The 19,827-nt window shown below is 67.2% G+C and carries 17 protein-coding genes; 11 read left to right on the forward strand and 6 right to left on the reverse strand.

Features of this window, described 5'->3' with window-relative positions; translation table 11 throughout:
- Positions 1 to 53 precede the first annotated feature (53 nt).
- The 6 genes from ABB25_RS01850 to ABB25_RS01875 all read left to right on the forward strand — a co-directional run bounded on the left by ABB25_RS01850 (position 54) and on the right by ABB25_RS01875 (position 5,581).
- Positions 54 to 740, forward strand: coding sequence for a cell division ATP-binding protein FtsE (locus ABB25_RS01850; RefSeq protein WP_057662926.1), 687 nt, complete (start codon positions 54 to 56; stop codon positions 738 to 740).
- Complete coding sequence (ftsX, locus tag ABB25_RS01855; RefSeq protein WP_057662930.1) at positions 737 to 1,687, forward strand: permease-like cell division protein FtsX; 951 nt, start codon at positions 737 to 739, stop codon at positions 1,685 to 1,687. Before ABB25_RS01850 ends, ftsX begins: the two co-directional genes overlap by 4 nt.
- A 2-nt stretch (positions 1,688 to 1,689) precedes the next feature.
- On the forward strand, positions 1,690 to 2,532 hold the full coding sequence (locus ABB25_RS01860; RefSeq protein ID WP_057662933.1) for a response regulator: 843 nt from the start codon (positions 1,690 to 1,692) through the stop codon (positions 2,530 to 2,532).
- Positions 2,529 to 3,266: a uracil-DNA glycosylase gene (ung, locus tag ABB25_RS01865; protein WP_057662937.1), complete on the forward strand. Its 738-nt coding sequence runs from the start codon at positions 2,529 to 2,531 to the stop codon at positions 3,264 to 3,266. The genes ABB25_RS01860 and ung overlap by 4 nt, the downstream gene beginning before the upstream one ends.
- A gap of 187 nt (positions 3,267 to 3,453) precedes the next feature.
- Positions 3,454 to 4,329: an RNA polymerase sigma factor RpoH gene (gene rpoH, locus ABB25_RS01870; protein WP_057662941.1), complete on the forward strand. Its 876-nt coding sequence runs from the start codon at positions 3,454 to 3,456 to the stop codon at positions 4,327 to 4,329.
- Positions 4,330 to 4,759: 430 nt separating this feature from the next.
- Positions 4,760 to 5,581 (forward strand): NYN domain-containing protein, encoded by an 822-nt coding sequence (locus ABB25_RS01875; RefSeq protein WP_057662942.1) that lies wholly within the window; start codon positions 4,760 to 4,762, stop codon positions 5,579 to 5,581.
- On the opposite strand, the gene ABB25_RS01880 is transcribed toward ABB25_RS01875, so the two are convergent.
- Positions 5,575 to 7,758 carry a primosomal protein N' gene (locus ABB25_RS01880; protein WP_057662945.1) on the reverse strand — a complete coding sequence of 728 codons (2,184 nt, stop codon included), beginning with the start codon at positions 7,756 to 7,758 and terminating at the stop codon, positions 5,575 to 5,577. The two genes, ABB25_RS01875 and ABB25_RS01880, sit on opposite strands and share 7 nt — an antisense overlap.
- Before the next feature lie 416 nt (positions 7,759 to 8,174).
- Between ABB25_RS01880 and ABB25_RS01885 the strand changes: the two genes are divergently transcribed.
- The 5 genes from ABB25_RS01885 (at position 8,175) to ABB25_RS01905 (ending at position 14,046) form a co-directional block, all read left to right on the forward strand.
- Complete coding sequence (locus ABB25_RS01885) at positions 8,175 to 9,161, forward strand: hypothetical protein (protein ID WP_152980918.1); 987 nt, start codon at positions 8,175 to 8,177, stop codon at positions 9,159 to 9,161.
- 3 nt (positions 9,162 to 9,164) lie between these two features.
- Positions 9,165 to 9,665 (forward strand): DUF3106 domain-containing protein, encoded by a 501-nt coding sequence (locus ABB25_RS01890; RefSeq protein ID WP_057662951.1) that lies wholly within the window; start codon positions 9,165 to 9,167, stop codon positions 9,663 to 9,665.
- Between the two features lie 107 nt (positions 9,666 to 9,772).
- Entirely contained in the window at positions 9,773 to 11,164 is a 1,392-nt protein-coding gene (locus tag ABB25_RS01895; RefSeq protein ID WP_057662955.1) for an MATE family efflux transporter, read from the forward strand.
- 71 nt (positions 11,165 to 11,235) lie between these two features.
- Entirely contained in the window at positions 11,236 to 13,146 is a 1,911-nt protein-coding gene (gene sppA / locus ABB25_RS01900; RefSeq protein ID WP_057662957.1) for a signal peptide peptidase SppA, read from the forward strand.
- Positions 13,147 to 13,269: 123 nt separating this feature from the next.
- Positions 13,270 to 14,046, forward strand: coding sequence for an SDR family oxidoreductase (locus ABB25_RS01905; protein ID WP_057662959.1), 777 nt, complete (start codon positions 13,270 to 13,272; stop codon positions 14,044 to 14,046).
- Here ABB25_RS01905 and ABB25_RS01910 read toward each other — a convergent pair.
- From ABB25_RS01910 to ABB25_RS01930, 5 genes are all read right to left on the reverse strand, one after another.
- On the reverse strand, positions 14,034 to 14,654 hold the full coding sequence (locus ABB25_RS01910) for a hypothetical protein (protein ID WP_152980920.1): 621 nt from the start codon (positions 14,652 to 14,654) through the stop codon (positions 14,034 to 14,036). The two genes, ABB25_RS01905 and ABB25_RS01910, sit on opposite strands and share 13 nt — an antisense overlap.
- Positions 14,651 to 15,376: a hypothetical protein gene (locus ABB25_RS01915; RefSeq protein WP_083488062.1), complete on the reverse strand. Its 726-nt coding sequence runs from the start codon at positions 15,374 to 15,376 to the stop codon at positions 14,651 to 14,653. Before ABB25_RS01915 ends, ABB25_RS01910 begins: the two co-directional genes overlap by 4 nt.
- Before the next feature lie 44 nt (positions 15,377 to 15,420).
- Positions 15,421 to 15,981, reverse strand: a complete 561-nt coding sequence (gene tsaC, locus ABB25_RS01920) for an L-threonylcarbamoyladenylate synthase type 1 TsaC (protein WP_057662966.1) — start codon at positions 15,979 to 15,981, stop codon at positions 15,421 to 15,423.
- 100 nt (positions 15,982 to 16,081) lie between these two features.
- Positions 16,082 to 18,589 carry a DNA topoisomerase I gene (locus tag ABB25_RS01925; protein ID WP_057662969.1) on the reverse strand — a complete coding sequence of 836 codons (2,508 nt, stop codon included), beginning with the start codon at positions 18,587 to 18,589 and terminating at the stop codon, positions 16,082 to 16,084.
- Positions 18,590 to 18,780: 191 nt separating this feature from the next.
- Positions 18,781 to 19,722, reverse strand: a complete 942-nt coding sequence (locus ABB25_RS01930; protein ID WP_057662970.1) for an RDD family protein — start codon at positions 19,720 to 19,722, stop codon at positions 18,781 to 18,783.
- Positions 19,723 to 19,827 lie beyond the last annotated feature (105 nt).

The following is a 19,827-nucleotide window of genomic DNA, read 5'->3' on the forward strand; positions in this document are numbered from 1 at the left end:
GGGGACGTGACGCGCGGCGGTGACATCCCGCCGCGCTCCGGCATAATCAACGCATGAGCGTTCTGCGTTTTGATGCGGTCACCAAAACTTACCCCGGTGGGCGAACCGCCTTGTCCGAACTCAGTTTTTCGCTGGGCGAAGGCGAGATGGCGTTTGCCACCGGGCACTCCGGTGCGGGCAAGAGCACCATCCTGAAGCTGGCCCACCTGGCCGAGCGGCCGACCCGTGGCGAAGTGATCTTTGCCGGGCGCAATCTGGGCAGGGTGCGTGCCGGCCAGGTTGCCCAGCATCGGCGCGAGGTCGGGGTGGTCTTCCAGGATCATCGCCTGCTGGCCGAATACAGCGTTGCCGACAACGTCGGCCTGCCGCTGCTGGTACGTGGACTGGCTGCCGCGCAGATCCGTCTGCGGGTGCGCGAGGTGCTTGCGCGGATGGGCCTGGCCGATCGCTTGAACGCCAGGCCGGCCGAGCTGTCGGCCGGGGAGCAGCAACGGGTGGGGATTGCGCGGGCCATCGTGGCCCGGCCGCGGCTGCTGCTGGCCGATGAGCCCACCGGCAACCTGGACCCGACCCTGGCCGCGGAAATCATGGCGCTGCTGGCCGAGCTGCCCGCCGCTGGCACCAGCGTGCTGGTGGTCAGCCATGACCTGGGATTGATCAAACAGATGCGCCAGCGCGTGCTGGTGCTGGACAAGGGGCAATTAGTGGACGACATCGGCCCGCAGGACCTGGCGCCATGAGTACGCGCACGCTGGCCACAGCGCCTGCTCCCTCCGCAACGCGTGCCTGGCTGGGGCATCACCGGCAGGCGGCCGTCAGCAGCCTGCTGCGCTGCCTGCGCCGGCCCTGGGCAACCCTGCTCACGGTCAGTGTGATGGCGTTGGCGCTGGCCCTGCCGATGGGCCTGTCCATCGCGCTGGACAACCTCAAGCATTTTGCCGGCAGCGTGCAGCAATCGCGCCAGATCAGCCTGTTCCTGCACCCGGATTTCAGCGTGGATCAGGCCAGGAAACTGGTCACCGAGCTGGAGCAGCGTGCCGATGTGCAGGGCATCGAGTTGCGCACCCCCGAGCAGGGGTTGCAGGAGTTGCGCAGCGTCGCCGGGATGGGCGAGGCCATTGACGTGCTGGATGAAAATCCGTTGCCCAGCGTGTTGCTGGTAACCCCGGCTGCCGGCAGCGATGAGCAGGCCCTGGGTGAGGCGCTGGCCGCACTGCCGCAGGCCGACCTGGTACAGCACGATGCCCTGTGGCGGCAGCGCCTGGATGGCTGGCTGGCGCTGGGGACGCGTCTGGTCAACCTGTTGTCCAGCGTGCTGGGCATCGGCGCGTTGCTGGTGGTGGGCAATACCGTGCGCCTGGATATTCTTGCCCGCCGCGAGGAGATCGATGTGCTGCAGCTGCTGGGCGCCGGCAACGGTTTCATCCGGCGCCCGTTCCTGTATCTGGGGGCGTGGTATGGCCTGGGGGCAGGCGTTGTCGCGCTGGGGCTGTGGGCCGCCTGCGTGGCCGCGATCCGGCCACCGTTGGCCGCGTTGACCCAGAGCTATGCCAGCCCGTTCGTGTTCAAGACGCTCGATGCGCTGCACTCGGGTTTTGTCCTGCTTGGAACCACTGTTATCGGTGTCACCGGCGCTTGGCTGGTGGCATCTCATGTGCTGCGCCAGAACCGTCTGGTCAAAGGTTGAACATGCAAGCCCAAATCCTCAAACACCTGATCAGTGAAACGCCGCGCGTACTCGTCGTGGACGGTTCGCGTCTGGTGCGTAAATTGATTGCCGACGTACTCAAGCGCCAGCTGCCGCAGGTGCAGGTGCTGTCCTGCGCCAGCATTGCCGAAGCGCAGGCGGTGCTGGAGCAGGGCGATGTCGATCTGGTGACCACCTCGCTGGCCCTGCCCGATGGCGATGGCCTGGCCCTGGCCAGGCTGGTGCGCCAGCAGGCCGGACGCCGCTATGTGCCGGTGATCGTGGTTTCCGGCGATGCCCAGGAGCACCTTGAGCAGCGTCGTTTCAGCGACGATGTCACCGACTATTTTGACAAGGCACTGGGCCACGAAGCCCTGGCCGCCTTCATTACCGGCTATGTCCAGCCGCAGACCATTGCCGGTGCCCGGGTGCTGTATATCGAAGACAGCCGGGTGGTGGCCGAGGCGACCAAGCGCATGCTCGAACGCCAGCAGCTCAAGGTGCTGCATGTGCTCACTGCCGAGGAAGCCTTTGCGCTGCTCACCGCCGACTCGCTGGGAACCAGTGCCGAGCGCATCGATCTGGTGCTGACCGATGTCACCCTGAAGGGTGAACTCAACGGCCGTGATGTGGTCGAGCGGGTGCGGGTGGACTTTGGCTACAGCAAGCGTGAGCTGCCGGTGCTGGTCATGACCGGCGATACCAATGCCTACAACCAGGCCACCTTGCTGCAGGCCGGCGCCAATGACCTGGTGATCAAGCCGATCGAGGAACGCCTGCTGATCACCAAGGTGCTGTTCCAGTTGCGCCTGTCACGGCTGGCGGTGCCGGCCGCGATATTGTGAGCGGGGCTTCGCTGGAGCAGGTGGCGCTGGAGCCGGCCTGGAAGCAGCGCATTGGCCCCTGGCTGCTGCGCCAGGACATGCAGGCGTTGGCGGCTTTCCTGCGCCAGCGCCGGGCTTCCGGGGCGACGGTGTTCCCGCCGCCGCGGCAGATGTTTGCCGCCTTTGATGCCACGCCGTTTGACCAGGTGCGGGTGGTCATCCTTGGCCAGGATCCGTATCACGGCCCCGGGCAGGCCCATGGCCTGAGCTTTTCGGTGCTGCCCGGTGTCCCGGTGCCTCCGTCGCTGCTGAATATCTACAAAGAGCTGGAGTCCGATCTGGGCCTGCCGCGGCCGGATCATGGCTGTCTGCTGCCGTGGGCACAGCGCGGGGTGCTGCTGCTCAATGCCGTGCTCAGCGTCGAGCAGGGCCAGCCGGGAAGTCATCAGGGGCGCGGCTGGGAAGGCTTTACCGACCATGTCGTGGATGTACTCAACCGCCAGCGCGAAGGCTTGGTATTCATGCTGTGGGGCAGCTACGCGCAGAAGAAGGGGGCAATGATCGATGCCTCCCGCCATCGCGTGCTGCGCGCCCCGCACCCCTCGCCGCTCTCGGCGCACCGGGGTTTTCTGGGCTGCCGGCATTTTTCCCAGGCCAATGACTACCTGTGCCGTGGTGGCGGCCGGCCGCTGGATTGGTCGCTGCCCGCAGCTGCCGCGTTGACGCGGGGTAGGGCATCGGCTGATGCGGGCTGAATGATCGATACGCGGTTGGATCCACGTCACGGCATCGCCATCCGGGCGTGCTAATGTGTCTGGCGCTGGGATGCGTTCCATTTCAGGCTCCCGTTAAGATTTGCCGTATTCATTGTTTCGCTGATGGAATTCTGAAACTATTTCTGTACCGGCAGGTCCAATAGCAAGACTGCTAAGATGAGGTCCCATGAACCAGACCGTTTCCAACGCCCTTGTGGCCAACAATCTTCCGATTCCCAGCGCCCTGGGTTCGCTGGATGCCTACATCGGTGCCGTGCACCAGATTCCGGTGCTGACGGTCGATGAGGAACAGGACCTGGCACGTCGCCTGCGTGATGACAATGACCTGGATGCCGCCCGCGAGCTGGTGCATTCGCATCTGCGCTTCGTGGTCCATGTGGCCCGTGGCTACAACGGCTATGGCCTGCCGCTGGGTGACCTGATCCAGGAAGGCAACATCGGCCTGATGAAGGCCGTCAAGCGCTTCGACCCGGATATGGGTGTGCGCCTGGTGTCCTTTGCCGTGCACTGGATCCGTGCCGAGATGCACGAGTTCATCCTGAAGAACTGGCGCATCGTCAAGGTCGCCACCACCAAGGCCCAGCGCAAGCTGTTCTTCAACCTGCGCCGGTCCAAGACCCGCCTGGGCTGGATGAACGCGGCCGAGGTCAGTGCGGTGGCCAAGGACCTGAACGTTTCCGAGCGCGAAGTGCTGGAAATGGAAGCCCGCCTGTCCGGCCGCGATGTCGGCTTTGACGCTTCTGCCGACGAGGACGACGAGCGGGCTCCGCCGGCGCCGGCCGCTTACCTGGTGGCACAGGACGAAGACCCGTCGCAGGCCTATGAGCGTGCCGACAGTGAAGACAACCAGCTGCAGCTGCTGCGCGAAGGCCTGGCGGGCCTGGACCAGCGCTCGCGTGACATCATCGCCCGCCGCTGGCTCGATGCCGACAGCAAGGTGACGCTGCAGGAGCTGGCCGACGAGTACGGTGTGTCGGCCGAGCGCATCCGCCAGATCGAGGCCAATGCGCTGAAGAAAATGAAGGCACTGTTCGCCGCCTGACCGGCTGGCTGACGGTATTGCCCCAGACAAGGCCCGGAAATGTTCCGGGCCTTGTCTTTTGTGCCCGCTGCCTGGGCCCGGGCCGGGCGCCGCACTGCAACGGCAACTGCTGTGTCGCCCGTTGCGCAGGCCGCCGCCAGCGTCAGGGATCGTCCAGTCAGCGCGGGGCGGGAAAAGCGTGCGGGTGGCAGCGATGGGCCATGGCGCCGTCGTGCCGGCCAGGCCATTGTGTGGTGCGAGCCGCCCAGGACGAGTACCCACGGTGTCAGCCGGATCCACCACACGTCCACGGTCGGCACGATGGTCTCGGGGTTGCGGCACGGGAAGGGCAGCGGATCTGCCGCGCTGCGCACGGATGCTTGCCGGGCGATCAGCGCCCGTGCCACCGTGATCGCCTGTCGGCAGCCGCGGGTGGCTGCCTGCCTTGTTGATGGAGGAACTGCCTGTGTCCGAACCGGAAAAGCGCATCGCGGTATTGATCGATGCCGACAATGCGCCTGCTGCCAAGATTGACGAGGTGCTGGCCGAGGTTGCCCGCCATGGGGTGGCCAACGTGCGGCGCGCGTATGGCAACTGGAAAAGCCCGAACCTGAAACAGTGGGAAGCGGTGCTGCACGAGTTTGCGATCCGGCCGATGCAGCAGTTCGCCTATTCCAAGGGCAAGAACGCCTCGGACATGGCGATGGTGGTCGATGCGATGGACCTGCTGTATGGCGGTCGCCTGGATGGCTTTGCGCTGGTTTCTTCCGATGCCGACTTCACCCCGTTGGTGATGCGCCTGCTCAATGACGGCGTCAAGGTCTATGGCTTTGGCGAGCGCAAGACACCGCTGCCCTTCGTCAATGCCTGCTCGCAGTTCACCTATGTCGAAGCACTGGGTGAGCAGGAAGCGGCCGAAAGCCCGCGCCCTGTGCCCACGCCGGGTGAAACGGCCAGTCCCGGTGGTGGGGCCGCTGGCGGGGCGATCAGCGGCGCGGCGCTGCGCGGCGATACCAAACTGGTCAACCTGCTGCGCAGCACGGTGGAGGCGGTGGCCGATGACCGCGGCTGGGCCTCGCTGGCGGCGGTGGGCAAACAGATCGCCAACCGTGCCTCGCTGGACCCACGCAACTATGGTTACCGCAAACTGGTCGACCTGGTCGGCGCGATCGACCTGTTCGAGATCCGGCGCCAGGAACTGGCGGTCTATGTGCGTGACCGCCGCCATCCCGACGCACGCGCCGCCGCTGCGGCCGGGCGCAGCGGTCAATAAAGGTCGATCGGGTCCACATCCAGCGACCAGCGCACCCGGCGTGCTTCGGGCAGCGCATGGATCGCCGGTACGATGCTGGCCAGCAGCCGCTGCAGCGGCGCGCGCTGGCTGCAGCTCAACAGCAGCTGGGTGCGCTGGTAGCCGGCGCGGCGCGGCATCGGTGCCGGCATCGGTCCGTAATGCTCTACCGCCTGCTGCGCCGGCAGCAGTGCCCGCACCGCTTCCAGGAACGCATTGGCCAGTGCTGCCTGTTGCGCCTCGGCGCGCAGCAGCGCCAGGTGGGCAAAAGGCGGAAAGCCGGCTGCCTGGCGTTGTTCGATCTCGCTGTGGGCAAAGGCGTGATAACCGCCGTTGACCAGGGTCTGCAGCAGCGGGTGCTGCGGATGATGGGTCTGCAGCCAGACCTCGCCGGGGCGCTGGGCGCGTCCGGCGCGTCCTGCCACCTGGATCAACTGCTGGGCGAGCTTTTCGCTGGCGCGGAAATCGGCCGAGAACAGCCCCTCGTCGATGCCGACCACGACCACCAGGCTCAGGTTGGGCAGGTCATGCCCCTTGGCCAGGATCTGGGTGCCGACCAGGATCCCGGGCTGTTGCCCCAGTTCGCCCAGTGCCTGCTCCAGCGCGTCGCGGCGGCTGGTGGTGCCGCGGTCGATGCGCACCACCGGCACGTCGGCGAAGTGGCTCTGCAGCCGCTCTTCCAGCCGTTCGGTACCCACGCCCTGCGGCTGCAGGGCCAGTCCGGCGCATTGCGGGCAGGCCAGCGGTGCCGCCTGACGGGCGCCGCAGTGGTGGCATTGCAGGCGCCGGCCGGCGCCATGCACGGTCAGTGGGGTATCGCAGCGCAGGCACGGGGCGGTCCAGCCGCAGTCGTGGCAGAGCAGGGCCGGGGCGTAACCGCGCCGGTTCTTGAACACCAGCACCTGGCCACCGGCGGCCAGGTGTTCAGCGATGCCGGCCAGCGCCTGGTCGGACAGGCCATCGTGCAGCCGGCGCTTGCGCATATCCATGATCCGCACCCGTGGCGGAGCGGCTGCCGCCGCGCGCTGGCTCAGCCGCAGGTGGGCATAGCGGCCTGCCAGGGCATTGTTGAGCGTCTCCAACGCCGGGGTGGCACTGCCCAGCACGATCGGCACGTCCAGGGCCTTGGCACGCACCAGGGCAAAGTCGCGGGCATGATAACGGAAGCCGTCCTGTTGCTTGTAGCTGGCGTCATGCTCCTCATCGATGATGATCAAACCGGCGTTGGGCAACGGAGTGAACACCGCCGAGCGGGTGCCGACAATGACCCGTGCCTGCCCGCGCAGCGCCGCCAGCCAGCTGCGCGCACGCGCACCATCGGCCATGCCCGAATGCAGGGCGTGCACCGGCACCCCAAGGCGTTGGCGAAAACGCCCCAGGGTCTGCGGGGTCAGGCCGATTTCCGGAACCAGGATCAAGGCCTGCCGGCCGCTGGCCAGACAGTGCTGGATGGCCTGCAGGTAGACCTCGGTCTTGCCACTGCCGGTAATGCCATCGAGCAGGAACGGGGAAAACCCCTGCGCTGCCTGGATGGCCTCAACGGCAACGCGCTGCTGCTCATTCAGCGCCGGCCCCGGGCCGCTGTCGAGCGGCAGCGCCGGCTCGGTCAATGGCAGCCGCTGGGCCAGCCCGCGCCGGGCCAGGTCGCGGACACTGGCACGCCACTCGGGCAGCCGGGCATCCAGCACGTCTTCGGCCAGCAGGCCGCCGGCCAGCAGCTCGGCCAGGCGGCGCGGACGCCCGCCGGCGCGCAGGTGCGACAGGCCGGCGTGGCCGCTGCCGGTCAGCTGCCAGCCCCACGCGGTGGTATCGGGCTGTGGCTGGTCCTGGCGCAGCAGGGCCGGCAGGGCGGTACTGAGCACCTCACCGACCGGTGCATGGGTGTAGCGGCTTAGCCAGTACAGGCTGTCAAGCAATTCGCCACCCAACACCGGGCTGCTGTCCAGCCATTGCAGGATGGGCTTGAGTGCGCCCTGGTTGTCGCCCGGTGCAGGGTCGACGGCCACCACGATACCGGTCAGCTGGCGGTGTCCGAAGGGCACCCGGACGCGGCAGCCCAACGCTTGGGCGGGCTGGTTTTCAGGCGTATTCAGGTAGTCGAACAGGCGGGGGAGCGGTACCGGAACCGCAACCCGCAGGCGAGTGATCGGCAGGGGCATGATGTGCCCAGTGTAGTGCCTGCGGCAGGGTCAGACATCGCGTCTTTTACATGAATGCTTTGTAAATACTGGCTGCAGTTGATATTTTTTGGTTATCCACATCCTCTGTGGATAAGTCTGTGGGTCAGTGCGAGGCTCCACGCCGGAAGAGCGATGGCTGGAGGCTTTGAGTTGGATTGGTCAAAAAATAGCCAACTTATAAATATGATTTAAATCAATAGGTTGTGCGTGGAACATTGCTGCCTGGTACGACGATCCAGCAGATTCAGCAAGATTGTGCCGAGGCGGGTCTGCTTGTGTACAACCTTGACGGGCACCCCGGCTTCGGGCTAGCCAGAGCCGGCCCATGGTCTGTGTACGGCATGTGTTGGGGCACCGCCGGTATGATGGTCGCCTGTCTGCAAGCAAGCCCTGCCGTGACTGCCTCAACTCCCCTGACATCTCCGGCGCTGGCCGCCTTCATCCGTGGCATCGAGCGCCGCGCCCTGGTGGTTGCTGAATACCAGACCGGCGAGGTGCTGGTCGCCGAACGTGCGGTCGCCGTGGCCATGCGTGCCTTCGTCCCGGCCGCCGTCGATCAACCGATGAGCGAGTGGCCGCTGCAGTTCTGGCGCCTGCTCAGCAGCACCCCGCAACTGCGCCAGCCGGCCGATGAAGGCCAGTGGCCGCAAGATCTGCTGCATCTGCCCGGCCTGACCGATGGCCAGCGGCTGGCGCTGCTGCTGCGTATCGGCGCCGGACTGGATGAAGCCCTGGCCGCGCAGGTGCTGGGCACCGAGGTTGAGGCCTATTGCCAGTGGTTGGCACAGGCCTGTCCGCGCGATCACCAGGGCCAGCCCGATGCCCAGGCCTGGCGTGGACTGGCCGAGGCTGTACAGGCGCGCGTACGGGAGCTGTCACCGGAGCGCCAGGCTCAGCTGGAGCGGCTGCGCGAGAGCCTGGTCAGCACCGGCCCGCAGGCACCGCAGCGTGAACCCGCGGTGCCGGTGATGCAGGCCGAGCGGCGCGAGCGCAAGCCGCCGGCGACCCGTTCCCCGCTTGGCCAGTGGCTGTGGCTGCTCACTGGCGCCGCGCTGCTGGCAGGGGTGGCATGGGCGTGGTTGTCCTCCTCCCGGGAGTCGACATCAGCCGCCGGCACGGAGCAGCCGGCGCCGGCCGGGCTGGAAGTGGAAAACCCGGTCCGCAGTGAAAACCTGCAGCAGCTGGAGCTGCCGCCACCGGCAGCGCCGGCCAGTGTCGAGCCGGTGGTGGATCCGGCCCAGGCGGCGTTGCTGGAGCAGGCCGATTTCCTGGCCTGGGTGGCTGCCGGTGGGCCGCTGCCGGTGGATGAGTCCAACGAGCAGCCGCGCAATCCTGCCCCCCAGGCGGTGGCGCTGGCGGCCGGGGTGGCACAGGCCAATTGACCGATGGTGCGATCCCTGCGCGCGCGCTGGACCGGGCTGATGGTGGCCATGCTGGCGCTGATCCCCGCCGTCGTGTCGGCCAGCACGGCCGCCAGCAAGCAGCAGCTGCAGGCCTGGCAGCAGCAGTACCAGCAGCTGCCCGCGGCCGAGCGGCAGCGTATCCAGGCGGCCTGGCGGCAATACCAGCAACTGCCGTTGCCGCAACAGCAGCAGCTGCAGCGCAGTTTCAGTGGCCTGGACCAGCTCCATCGCACGGGCTGGCGGCTGGGTCCGCGGCTGGGCCGGCACTGGCCCGGGCTGCAGCCGTTGTTTGCCTATGTCGACCCGGTCCAGCGCGAGGCGCTGCTGCAGCTGCTGCATGGGCTGGATGAGCCGTCACTGCAGCGGCTGATCCGCCTGGCCCAGCGCACCGCACCGGAGCAGCGCCAGGTCCTGCGCGATACGTTGCTGCAGCAACCGGCTGCACACCGGGCGGCCTGGCTGCGGCAACAGGCCGGCTCCTGACCGGGCAGGGAAGCGGCCCGGTCATCAACGCCCGGTTACCATAGGCACCTGCTGAGACCCGGAAGCTGCGCATTGTGGCGTGGCCCGTAGTCTGCTTCTGGCTTTACATGTCACACGCAAGTGCTGCACCGCGCTTTTCCTCGGAAGTGCGCGCCACCGGCCTGTTGGCCTTGCCGCTGGTCCTGGGGCATATCTCGACCGGCTTGATTTCCTTTCTCGACAACGTCATCGCTGGCCACCACAGCACCGCCACCCTGGGCGCAGTTACCGTGGGTACCGCGTTGTTGTGGCTGCCGATGCTGGTGCCGATCGGCACGCTGATTTCATTGACCGCCTCGGTCTCGCAGCTGCACGGGGCCGGCGCGACGGACCGGATCGCGCCGTTGTTCCGCCAGGCCCTGTGGTTGTCGCTGCTGCTGTCGGCACTGATGTTTGCCTTCCTCAGCCTGGCTCCGCCGCTGCTGCCGATGATGGGGATCGCCGCGGAGATCATCCCCGGCACGACCGGTTTCCTGCATGCCGTGCGCTGGGGGGTGCCGGCGCTGACCCTGTTCTTCTGCATGCGCTACCTCACCGAGGGCATGCACTGGACCTTGCCGACGATGGTGCTGGGTTTTGGCGGCCTGTTCGTGCTCGGGCCGCTGGGCTGGGCGCTGGCCAACGGACGTGGCGGCTTTCCCGAGCTGGGAGCCACCGGCCTGGGCATCGCCTCGGCGGTGACGATGTGGGTGCAGGCCTGCGGTTTTGCCCTGTACCTGTGGCGGACCCGCAGGTTTGCCCATCTGGGCCTGTTCCGCCGGTTCGAGTGGGCAGATCCGCGCGCCATCGGCGACCTGCTGCGCACCGGCCTGCCGATCGGGATCACCGTGCTGATGGAAGGTGGCCTGTTCATCGTCACCGCGCTGCTGATCGGCCGCATCGGTGCGGTGGAAGCCAGCGCGCACCAGATCGCCATCAATGTGGCCCAGCTGTGCTTCATGATCCCGATGGGGGTGGCCGAGGCCACCACCGTGCGCGTCGGCAGTGCGGTCGGGCGCGGCGACCCGCTGGGTGTGCGGCGCGCGGTCTGGGCCGGTATCGTCATCGTGATGGCCACCCAGACACTGTCGGCACTGGTGCTGTTGTTCGGTCATGATGCGGTGGTCGGGCTGTATACCGATGACCTGGCCGTGGCCGCACTGGCTTCGACCCTGCTGCTGTTTGCCGCCACCTTCCAGTTTCCCGATGGCCTGCAGGTGCTCAGTGCCGGCGCCCTGCGCGGCATGAAGGATACCCAGGTGCCGATGTTCATCGCGATGGCTGCCTACTGGGGTATCGGCATGCCACTGGGTGCCGGTCTGGGCCTGGGCCTGGGCTGGGGGCCGCAGGGCATGTGGATCGGCCTGATCGCCGGGTTGACCGCCGCGGCGGTCCTGATGGGCCTGCGCCTGCGCTGGCAGAACCGGCAGTTGACCGCGCAGGCACCTGTGCTGCCACCCGTACGCCAAGCAGCACCCTGACCTTCGGCGCTTGGACTGGTCAAACCAGCCGCCTACCCTGATCCTGTGCACCTACCGTTCTGGAGATGTTGATGAATCCTCCACCGCTGCGCTCACCGATTGCCAACTTCTTTGTCGGCCTGTGGGACCTGATGAATTTTACCCGCCGCCTGATTTTCAATCTGGTGTTCTTCGGCGGCCTGCTGCTGTTGGCGGTGTTGTTCCTGGCCGGTTCGCTGCTGGGCTCGCGCAATGGCCCCAAGCCACTGGGCGAGAACACCACCCTGGTGATCGCGCCGGAAGGCCGGTTGGTGGAGCAGTACGCCAGTGATCCGCTGACCCGCGCGCTGTCCAAGGCGATGGGTGACGGCGGCAACAGCGAAGTGCAGCTGCGCGACCTGATGAGCGTGATCCGTGCCGCCGGCAAGGATGACAAGATCAGCCGCGTGGTGCTGGAGCTGGACAAGTTCAGCCCGTCCGGGTTTGCCTCGCTGCGCGAGCTGGGCCGGGCGATCGACGAGCTGCGTGCGCAGGGCAAGCAGGTGGTGGCCTACAGCCAGTCGATGAGCCAGGGACAGTACCTGCTGGCCGCCCATGCCGACGAGATCTACCTGGATCCGATGGGCGGGCTGATGCTCGAGGGCCTGTCCGGCTACCGGCAGTACTACCGCACCCTGATCAGCGACAAGCTGGGCGTGGACGTGCAGCTGTTCAAGGTCGGCGAATACAAGTCGGCCGCCGAGCCGTATGTGCTGGATGCGGCCTCGGCCGAATCCAAGGAAGCGGACCTGTTCTGGATGGGCGACATCTGGCAGCGCTACATCGCCGATGTGGCCGCCGCACGCAAGCTGGACCCGGCCGCGCTGAACGCCGGCATCGACACCCTGCCGGAAGGCGTGATGGCCGCCGGTGGTGACCTGGCCCGGCATGCGCTGCAGCTGAAGCTGGTGGACGGGCTCAAGACCCGGGCCGAATTCGATGCGCTGATTGCCGAGCGCGGCCATGCCGACAAGGACGAAGAGCGTGGTTACCGCTGGGTCGGCATCGAAGGCTACCAGGCCCACCTGGCGCGCAGCCGCAACCCGCTGGACAACCGCCCGCAGGTGGCCATCGTGGTGGCCGAAGGGGCGATCAGCGGCGGCAAGCAGCCGGCCGGCAGTGTCGGCGGCGATTCGACCTCGGCCCTGCTGCGCGCGGCGCTGGACGATGACAAGGTCAAGGCGGTGGTGCTGCGGGTGGATTCGCCCGGCGGCGAGGTGTTCGCCTCCGAACAGATCCGCCGCGAAGTGGTCGCCCTGAAGGCCGCAGGCAAGCCGGTGGTGGCCTCGATGGGCGATGTCGCCGCTTCCGGTGGCTACTGGATCAGCATGGATACCGATGCGATCTGGGCCGATGAGTCGACCATCACCGGCTCGATCGGCATCTTCGGCATGATTCCCAACCTGACCCGTTCGCTGGACAAGATCGGCGTGCATACCGACGGCGTGGCAACCACCCGTTTTGCCGGTGCGTTCGACCCGACCCGGCCGATGGACCCGGGCGTGGCCCAGGTCATCCAGGCGGTGATCGAGAAGGGCTACAACGACTTCATCGGCGGTGTCGCCGCCGGTCGTGGCAAGGCGGTGGAAGAGGTTGACCAGGTGGCCCGTGGCCGGGTCTGGAGCGGTCTGCAGGCCAGGGAGCGCGGCCTGGTCGACGGCTTTGGCGGGCTGCGTGAAGCGGTGGCCGATGCCGCACAGCGGGCCGGCCTGGAGGGCGCTGACAGCTGGCGCATCCGTTACATCGAAAAGGAAGGCACGCCGTTGGAGCAGTTCCTGGCGCAGATGGGCAGCAGCCCGGTCGGCGCGATGGTGCTGGGCCGCACGGGCCTGGCCGAGCTGCTCTTGCTGGAGCAGGCACTGCCGCAAGCCGATGCCGACCTGCGCTTTGTCCAGCAGCAGCTGCAGCAGGCCCGTCCGGGCCAGCCGCCCAAGGCACTGGCGCACTGCTTCTGCGCGCTGTAAGCGCACAGGTCTTTCCCGCAGCATCGACAACGCCGGCCCCGTGCCGGCGTTGTCGTTCGTGCCCGCGCTATGCTGGGCACCGTTTTGGTTTGATGCCGCTGACGGCGGCCACAAGGAGCAGGCATGAGTGCCAGACGTTGGCGTCTTGATGGGCAAACGGCATTGATCACCGGTGCCAGTGCCGGGATCGGCCTGGCGATCAGTCGCGAGCTGCTCAGCCTCGGCGCGGACGTGCTGCTGGTCGCGCGCGATGCCGACCTGCTGGAAAGCGTGCGCGACGAGCTGGCCGAGCAGTACCCCGGGCAGTCGGTGCAGGCGATGGCTGCCGACGTCTCGCTGGATTCGGAGCGCCAGGAAATCATGGACTGGGTCGAGGACAGCAGCCAGGCGCTGCACCTGCTGGTCAACAACGCCGGCGGCAACATCAGCCTGCCGGCGCTGGAGTATGACGAGGCGCAGTGGCGGCAGATCTTCGAGACCAACCTGTTCTCGGCCTTCGAGTTGTGCCGCTACGCCCACCCGCTGCTGGCCCGGCATGGCGCTGCATCCATCGTCAATGTCGGCAGTGTGTCCGGGCTGACCCATGTGCGCAGCGGGGTGGTCTACGGCATGACCAAGGCCGGCATGCACCAGATGACCCGCAACCTGGCCTGCGAATGGGCCGGCGATGGCATCCGGGTCAATGCGGTGGCGCCGTGGTACATCCGCACCCGGCGCACCTCCGGTCCGTTGTCCGACCCGGATTACTACGACGAGGTCATCGCGCGCACCCCGATGGGCCGCATCGGTGAACCGGAGGAGGTGGCCGCCGCGGTGGCCTTCCTGTGCCTGCCGGCGTCCAGTTATGTCACTGGCGAATGCATCGCCGTGGACGGCGGCTTCCTGCGTTACGGCTTCTGATCCAGCGCCTGGCTGCAGTGGCTGCCAGCCAGCAGCGCGGCAATCTGCGCCGACTGGGTATCGGCCTGGCTGCTGGAGCGGCTGGGAGCGCTGGCAAAGCGTTGCTGGCTCTGTTTCAGGTATAGCCCCCACGCATGGCAGGCGTCGGCCTCTGGCACGCTCTGGCAGCGGTCGCGCTGCACTTCGCAGGCCTGGCCAGCAGCGGTGGCCGGGTTGCCGTCCAGCCCGGTGACCCGCATCGGTACGCAGCGGACGGTTTCCTCCAGCCGGTCGGTGTAATACGCGGTGCCGCTGCGCGGCTGGCAGTGGTGCAGGGCGGGCAGGGGCAGCGGTTTGGCGCGCCCGCTTGCGGTGCTGCTGGCTGCCGGGGTCTCCGGCGCCGAGGCTGTGGGGGGCGTGGTGGCAGGCTGGGTCGGGGCCGCAGGCGGCAAGGACAGGGCCGGTGGGGCGTAATCGGCACTGAGCCGGCGCACCTGGCTGTGGCTGCTGGCCGGGCAGGGCATGGACTGCAGCGCGATGGATCCATCGGCAGCGGTGCAGCGGTAGATCACCGTTTCGCCGGCACCTGCGCTGCCGGTCCACAGCAGGCCGGCCAGGGCAAGGCTCACGGCCCGCATGGTTGCCGTGCCATCCGTTCTTCGACCCGCCGCTGCTGGCGCACCAGTTGCTCGCGCTCGCTGCTCAGCGCGCTGTTGTAGCGGCCGATCAGTTCCCAGCGTTGTTCGCCCAGCGCCTGGCAGGCCTCCTGGCGGGTCAGCTGCTGGCAGCTGTCGCGCACCCATTGCCCGCCTGCGGCCAGCACCGCAGTTGCCACGCCGTGGCCGCCGGGATGGGCGTGTAGCGGCCGCTGTGGGGCGTCAGGTGCTGATGGTGGACGGTGCGGGCGCTGCGGCCGGCCATGGCCGCCGCCGGAGCCGATGAACACCGGTACCAGCGGGCCGGGAACCCAGCGTGGATTACCCTGGCCATCATCGGCGGTATAGCGCTCGCCTTCGGGGGTGATGCATTCAAACAGCGGCTGGCTGTTGACCACGATCACCCGGGTCGGTGCGGTTGGCGGTGGCGCTGCGGCTGCCGGTGCTGGCACCGCATCGGGCAGGCGGGGCGGACGGGTGGCTGGCGGTGGATCCTGCGGCCGTTGCCGCTCCAGTATCTGCTGCTGCCCCTGCCGGCACGGATGATCCTGCAGGGCGACCGCCCCCCGGCTGCTGACGCAGCGGTAGATGCGTACCTGGCCGGGGTTGGCGGCAGCAGCCGGGGGCGGCGCTGCCGCTGGCGGGCTGGCCAGGGCCAGCAGGCTGCTGAGGACGGTGACGGAAAGGATCGGCATGGCGGTGATCATGCCGCAGTTTGGCGCTGCGTGCGGTCAGTGGTTCAGGCGCGCAGGGTGGCGCCGGTCAAGCCGTCACGGATGGTCGTGGGCTGGGCCTGTTCGCCCACAGCGCCATCGATGATGCCATCGAGCCGGGCGAGCAGGCGTGGGTCCAGCTGCTGGCGGCTGCGCGCCGGTTCTTCCCCGGCCAGGTTGGCGCTGGTCGAAACCAGCGGCCCGCCCCAGGCCTGGCACAGTGCCTGCACCAGCGGGTGGGCCGACACGCGCACGGCCAGGCCGTCATGCTCGCCGGTCACCCAGCGCGCCGCCCTGGGCCCGGCCGGCAGGATCCAGGTATTGGGACCGGGCCAGCTGGCCAGAACGGCCGCCTGGCGCTCGACCGGCAGGGCGGCCAGGTCCACCCAGCCGTCCAGCTGGGCAGCACTGGCAGCGACCAGGATCATGCCCTTCTCGACCGGGCGCTGTTTCAGTGCCAGCACCTTGTGCACCGCCGATTCATTGGCCGGGTCGCAGCCCAGGCCCCAGACGGCCTCGGTCGGGTAGGTGATCACGCCACCGGCCTTGAGCAGGCCGGCCACGCTGTCCAGGGTCAGTTCGCGCATTGCAGAGGGGTCCAGGGGAGGTGGGGGAACGCAACAGGCCCCGCAAGCGGGGCCTGTGTTGCTGCGGCATTATCCGCCTGTCGGCAGGAACGGGACAGGTTCAGAACGGCGGCGCGTCATCGGCCGCCGCCTTGTTTGCCGTGGCCTTGGTGGCCGCCTTCTTCACTGCTTTTTTGGCGGCCTTCTTGGTGGCTTTTTTCGCCGCCTTCTTGGCCGCCTTTTTCACCACGGCCGTCTTCTCGGCCGGCTCCTTGGCAACCTTCCTGGCGGCGACCTTCTTGGTCGCCTTCTTGGCACCAAAGCCCTTGCGCACCGGCTTGCCGGTTTCCTGCAGCCACAGCACGGCCTCGGCCTCGGTCACCGAGGCCGGCTCGCGGTCCTTGGGGATCTTGCCGTTGAGCTTGCCATCACTCAGGTACGGACCAAAACGGCCGTTGAGCACCTGGATGCCGCTGTCGGCGAATTCCTTGATGATCCGGTTGCGCGCGATCTCTTCCTTTTCCTCGATCAGGAACAGGGCCCGGGCCAGGTCGATGGTGTAGGGGTCATCTTCTTTTTTCAGCGAGGCATAGGTGCTGCCGCGCTTGGCAAACGGGCCAAAGCGGCCGATGCCGACGCTGACCGGGGTGCCATCGGCATCCTCGCCCAGGGCACGCGGCATCAGGAACAGCTCCAGTGCCTGCTCCAGGGTGATGGTGTGCATCGACTGGCCGGGACGCAGCGAGGCGAACTTCGGCTTCTCCTCGGCATCCTCGGCGGTGGAACCAATGGCCGCATACGGCCCGAAGCGGCCCAGGCGCACGCTGACCGGTTTGCCGCTGGCCGGGTCGATACCCAGTTCACGCGCGCCGGTGGCTTCGGAGCGGTCCACCGACTCATTCTTCTGCTCGACCAGTTCCTTGAACGGGCCCCAGAACTTCTGCATCAGCGGGATCCATTCCTCCTCGCCACGGGAGACGGCATCGAGCTCGTCTTCCAGCTTGGCGGTGAAGTCATAGTCCACATAGCGGGTGAAGTGGCTGGACAAAAAGTGCGATACCGCCCGGCCGACGTCGGTCGGCTTGAAGCTGCGGCCTTCCATTTCCACATACTTGCGGAACAGCAGGGTCTGGATGATCGAGGCGTAGGTCGACGGGCGGCCGATGCCGAACTCTTCCAGCGCCTTGACCAGCGCCGCTTCGGTGAAGCGCGGCGGCGGCTGGGTGAAGTGCTGCTCGGCCAGGATGCCCTCCAGCGGCACGCGGTCGCCGGTCTGCATCGCCGGCAGCTTGCGGCCCTCGTCGTCATCGTCGGCGCCCTTGGTGTCCTTGCCTTCCTCATACACCGACAGGAAGCCCGGCACGACCACGGTGGTACCGCTGGCGCGGAACACATGCTCGCTGCCGGCGGCCAGGTCCACCGAGACGGTGTTCAGCGTGGCCGGGATCATCTGGCTGGCCACGGCGCGCTTCCAGATCAGTTCGTACAGCTTGCGCTCGTCTTCACTGAGGTACCTGGCGACCTGGGCCGGGGTGCGCAGGGCCGAGGTCGGACGCACCGCCTCGTGCGCCTCCTGGGCATTCTTGCTCTTGGTGTTGTAGACCACCGGCTTGTCCGGCACCGAAGCGGTGCCGTAATCGCGGGCAATCACATCGCGGATCTCGGCCAGCGCATCCACCGACAGGTGCACCGAGTCGGTACGCATGTAGGAGATCAGGCCGACGGTGCCTTCCTCGCCAATGGCCACACCCTCGTACAGCTTCTGCGCCACCTGCATGGTCTTGCGGGTGGTGAAGCCGAGCTTGCGCGAGGCTTCCTGCTGCAGGGTGGAGGTGGTGAACGGCGCCGAAGGGCGGCGCTTGCGCTCCTTGCTGACCACGTCGGTGACGTGCAGGGCGCCACCGGCGGCCTGCAGGATGCGCGCACGCGCGGCCTCTGCGGTGTCGCCATCGGTGATGGTGAACTGCTCGAACTTCTGTCCGTCCAGCTTGATCAGCTTGGCCGCGAACGGCTGCCGCGGGTGCGCGCACTCGGCGCCGATGGACCAGTATTCGCGCGAAATGAACGCTTCGATTTCTTCCTCGCGCTCGACGATCATGCGCAGCGCCGGGCTCTGCACACGGCCGGCCGAGAGCCCGCGCTGGACCTTGCGCCAGAGCACCGGCGACAGGTTGAAGCCAACCAGGTAGTCCAGTGCGCGGCGGGCCTGCTGGGCGTCGACCAGATCGGCGGCAATCGCGCGTGGCTGGGTCATGGCTTCAGTGATTGCGCGCGGGGTGATCTCGGTGAACACCACCCGCTCCATCGGCTTGTCATCGACCAGCTTGCGCTCGCGCAGGATCTCGGCGATGTGCCAGCTGATGGCCTCGCCCTCGCGGTCCGGGTCGGTGGCCAGATAGATATGGTCAGCGCTCCTGGCGGCCTTGGCGATGGCGTCGACGTGCTTTTCGTTCTTGTCGATCAGGTCATAGCGCATCGCAAACCCGTTGTCCGGGTCGACGGCGCCTTCCTTGGGGATCAGATCGCGGACATGACCGTAGGAGGCCAGGACGGTGAAGTCCTTGCCGAGGTATTTGTTGATCGTCTTGGCCTTGGCGGGCGATTCGACGATGAGCAGGTTTTTGGCCATGGTGGGTGTGTCTGCCTGCAGGGGCTCAAGCGCGTATCAGCGTCGCCAGCGTCCTGCGATAACGGGGTGAACAGCGGGAGGGAATCCGGATTTACAGATAGCGCGACGCCCGGGGGAGACCCGGGCGTCGGCTGTTGTTTGGCTGACAGTGAACCCACGCAGGGTGGGCGCTGTCAAGCGTTGGCTGAAAATCAGTTGGCCAGCGAGGCAATCGCCGCACCGGCGACGATGGCCAGCACGATACCGCCGATCAGCAACAGGCCGAACAGCGCCAGCACCACGATGGTGATGGTGTCCAGGCCTTCCTTCTGCAGTTCCGGCTGGTCGGTGAAGGCCCAGCGATCCACCACGATGGTGTCGCAGATCATGTCGTGCAGGGCCTGCTTGCGCTGGCTGAAGGCCACCATCAGGCCGGAGATCAGCACGCCCAGGCCGCAGGTGAACAGGGCAAACAGGGTATAGGCGAAGTAGCGGCCGATGGCGCGGGCGAAGCTCATGGCCTGGCCATCGGTACGGCAGACCTTGATGCCCACGGCCATCTTGCCCAGCGAGGCCATCGACGAGGAGGAGTGCATCCAGCCGAAATAGGCCGCCGGGATGCCGATGCCAAGCGCGTACTGGGCCAGCATGAAGACAATGCTGCCGGCCGAGCTTTCGCTGCCGAGGATTTCGCCCATGCCGATGCCCAGCACCAGGGCCAGCGGGATCAGCACGATGTAGCTGGCGATCGAGGTGACCAGGCTGTCGATGATCGAAGCGGCAAACCGGCGCCACAGGCCGGCATGGACGATCGGACCATCGCTGTTGACCGGGCCGTTGCCGCTGCCCATTGCCGTTTGCGATGCGGCATACGGGGAATGGGTGCCACCACCGGTGCCCGGCAGCGGCGCGGTGCCATTGGCGATTGCGGCCAGGTCGGCGCGCAGGTCGATGCCGCCGGTGGCCGCCGGCGCGATGGTATGCAGGGCCAGCTCTTCGCTCAGGCTTTCCAGTGATGCCCACTCGGACAGGCCTTCGCGCCACACCAGGGTCTGGGCATTGAGCTCGCCGCGCTGGTAGAGCGCGCGGATGTCGCGGTCTTCGACCGGCCCGTGACGCTGACGCTGTGCATCGGCGTAGTACCACTGAATCATCTGTATTTCCTTCACAAAAGGGGTGAATGGCGGCGCTGGCGCCGGCACGGAGCATCCATGCCCGGCAAACAATGCCATTGGTTCAGGTTTTGTCAATATTTGTTG

This window comes from Stenotrophomonas koreensis (genome assembly GCF_001431525.1).
GTDB lineage: Bacteria > Pseudomonadota > Gammaproteobacteria > Xanthomonadales > Xanthomonadaceae > Stenotrophomonas > Stenotrophomonas koreensis.

Bases quoted from the DNA above. Each gene is read 5' to 3' on its own strand.
- ABB25_RS01850 (WP_057662926.1), top strand. From the start codon at position 54: ATGAGCGTTCTGCGTTTTGATGCGGTCACCAAAACTTACCCCGGTGGG.
- ftsX (WP_057662930.1), top strand. From the start codon at position 737: ATGAGTACGCGCACGCTGGCCACAGCGCCTGCTCCCTCCGCAACGCGT.
- ABB25_RS01860 (WP_057662933.1), top strand. From the start codon at position 1,690: ATGCAAGCCCAAATCCTCAAACACCTGATCAGTGAAACGCCGCGCGTA.
- rpoH (WP_057662941.1), top strand. From the start codon at position 3,454: ATGAACCAGACCGTTTCCAACGCCCTTGTGGCCAACAATCTTCCGATT.
- ABB25_RS01875 (WP_057662942.1), top strand. From the start codon at position 4,760: ATGGAGGAACTGCCTGTGTCCGAACCGGAAAAGCGCATCGCGGTATTG.
- ABB25_RS01880 (WP_057662945.1), bottom strand. From the start codon at position 7,758: ATGCCCCTGCCGATCACTCGCCTGCGGGTTGCGGTTCCGGTACCGCTC.
- ABB25_RS01890 (WP_057662951.1), top strand. From the start codon at position 9,165: ATGGTGCGATCCCTGCGCGCGCGCTGGACCGGGCTGATGGTGGCCATG.
- ABB25_RS01895 (WP_057662955.1), top strand. From the start codon at position 9,773: ATGTCACACGCAAGTGCTGCACCGCGCTTTTCCTCGGAAGTGCGCGCC.
- sppA (WP_057662957.1), top strand. From the start codon at position 11,236: ATGAATCCTCCACCGCTGCGCTCACCGATTGCCAACTTCTTTGTCGGC.
- ABB25_RS01905 (WP_057662959.1), top strand. From the start codon at position 13,270: ATGAGTGCCAGACGTTGGCGTCTTGATGGGCAAACGGCATTGATCACC.
- ABB25_RS01915 (WP_083488062.1), bottom strand. From the start codon at position 15,376: ATGCCGATCCTTTCCGTCACCGTCCTCAGCAGCCTGCTGGCCCTGGCC.
- tsaC (WP_057662966.1), bottom strand. From the start codon at position 15,981: ATGCGCGAACTGACCCTGGACAGCGTGGCCGGCCTGCTCAAGGCCGGT.
- ABB25_RS01925 (WP_057662969.1), bottom strand. From the start codon at position 18,589: ATGGCCAAAAACCTGCTCATCGTCGAATCGCCCGCCAAGGCCAAGACG.
- ABB25_RS01930 (WP_057662970.1), bottom strand. From the start codon at position 19,722: ATGATTCAGTGGTACTACGCCGATGCACAGCGTCAGCGTCACGGGCCG.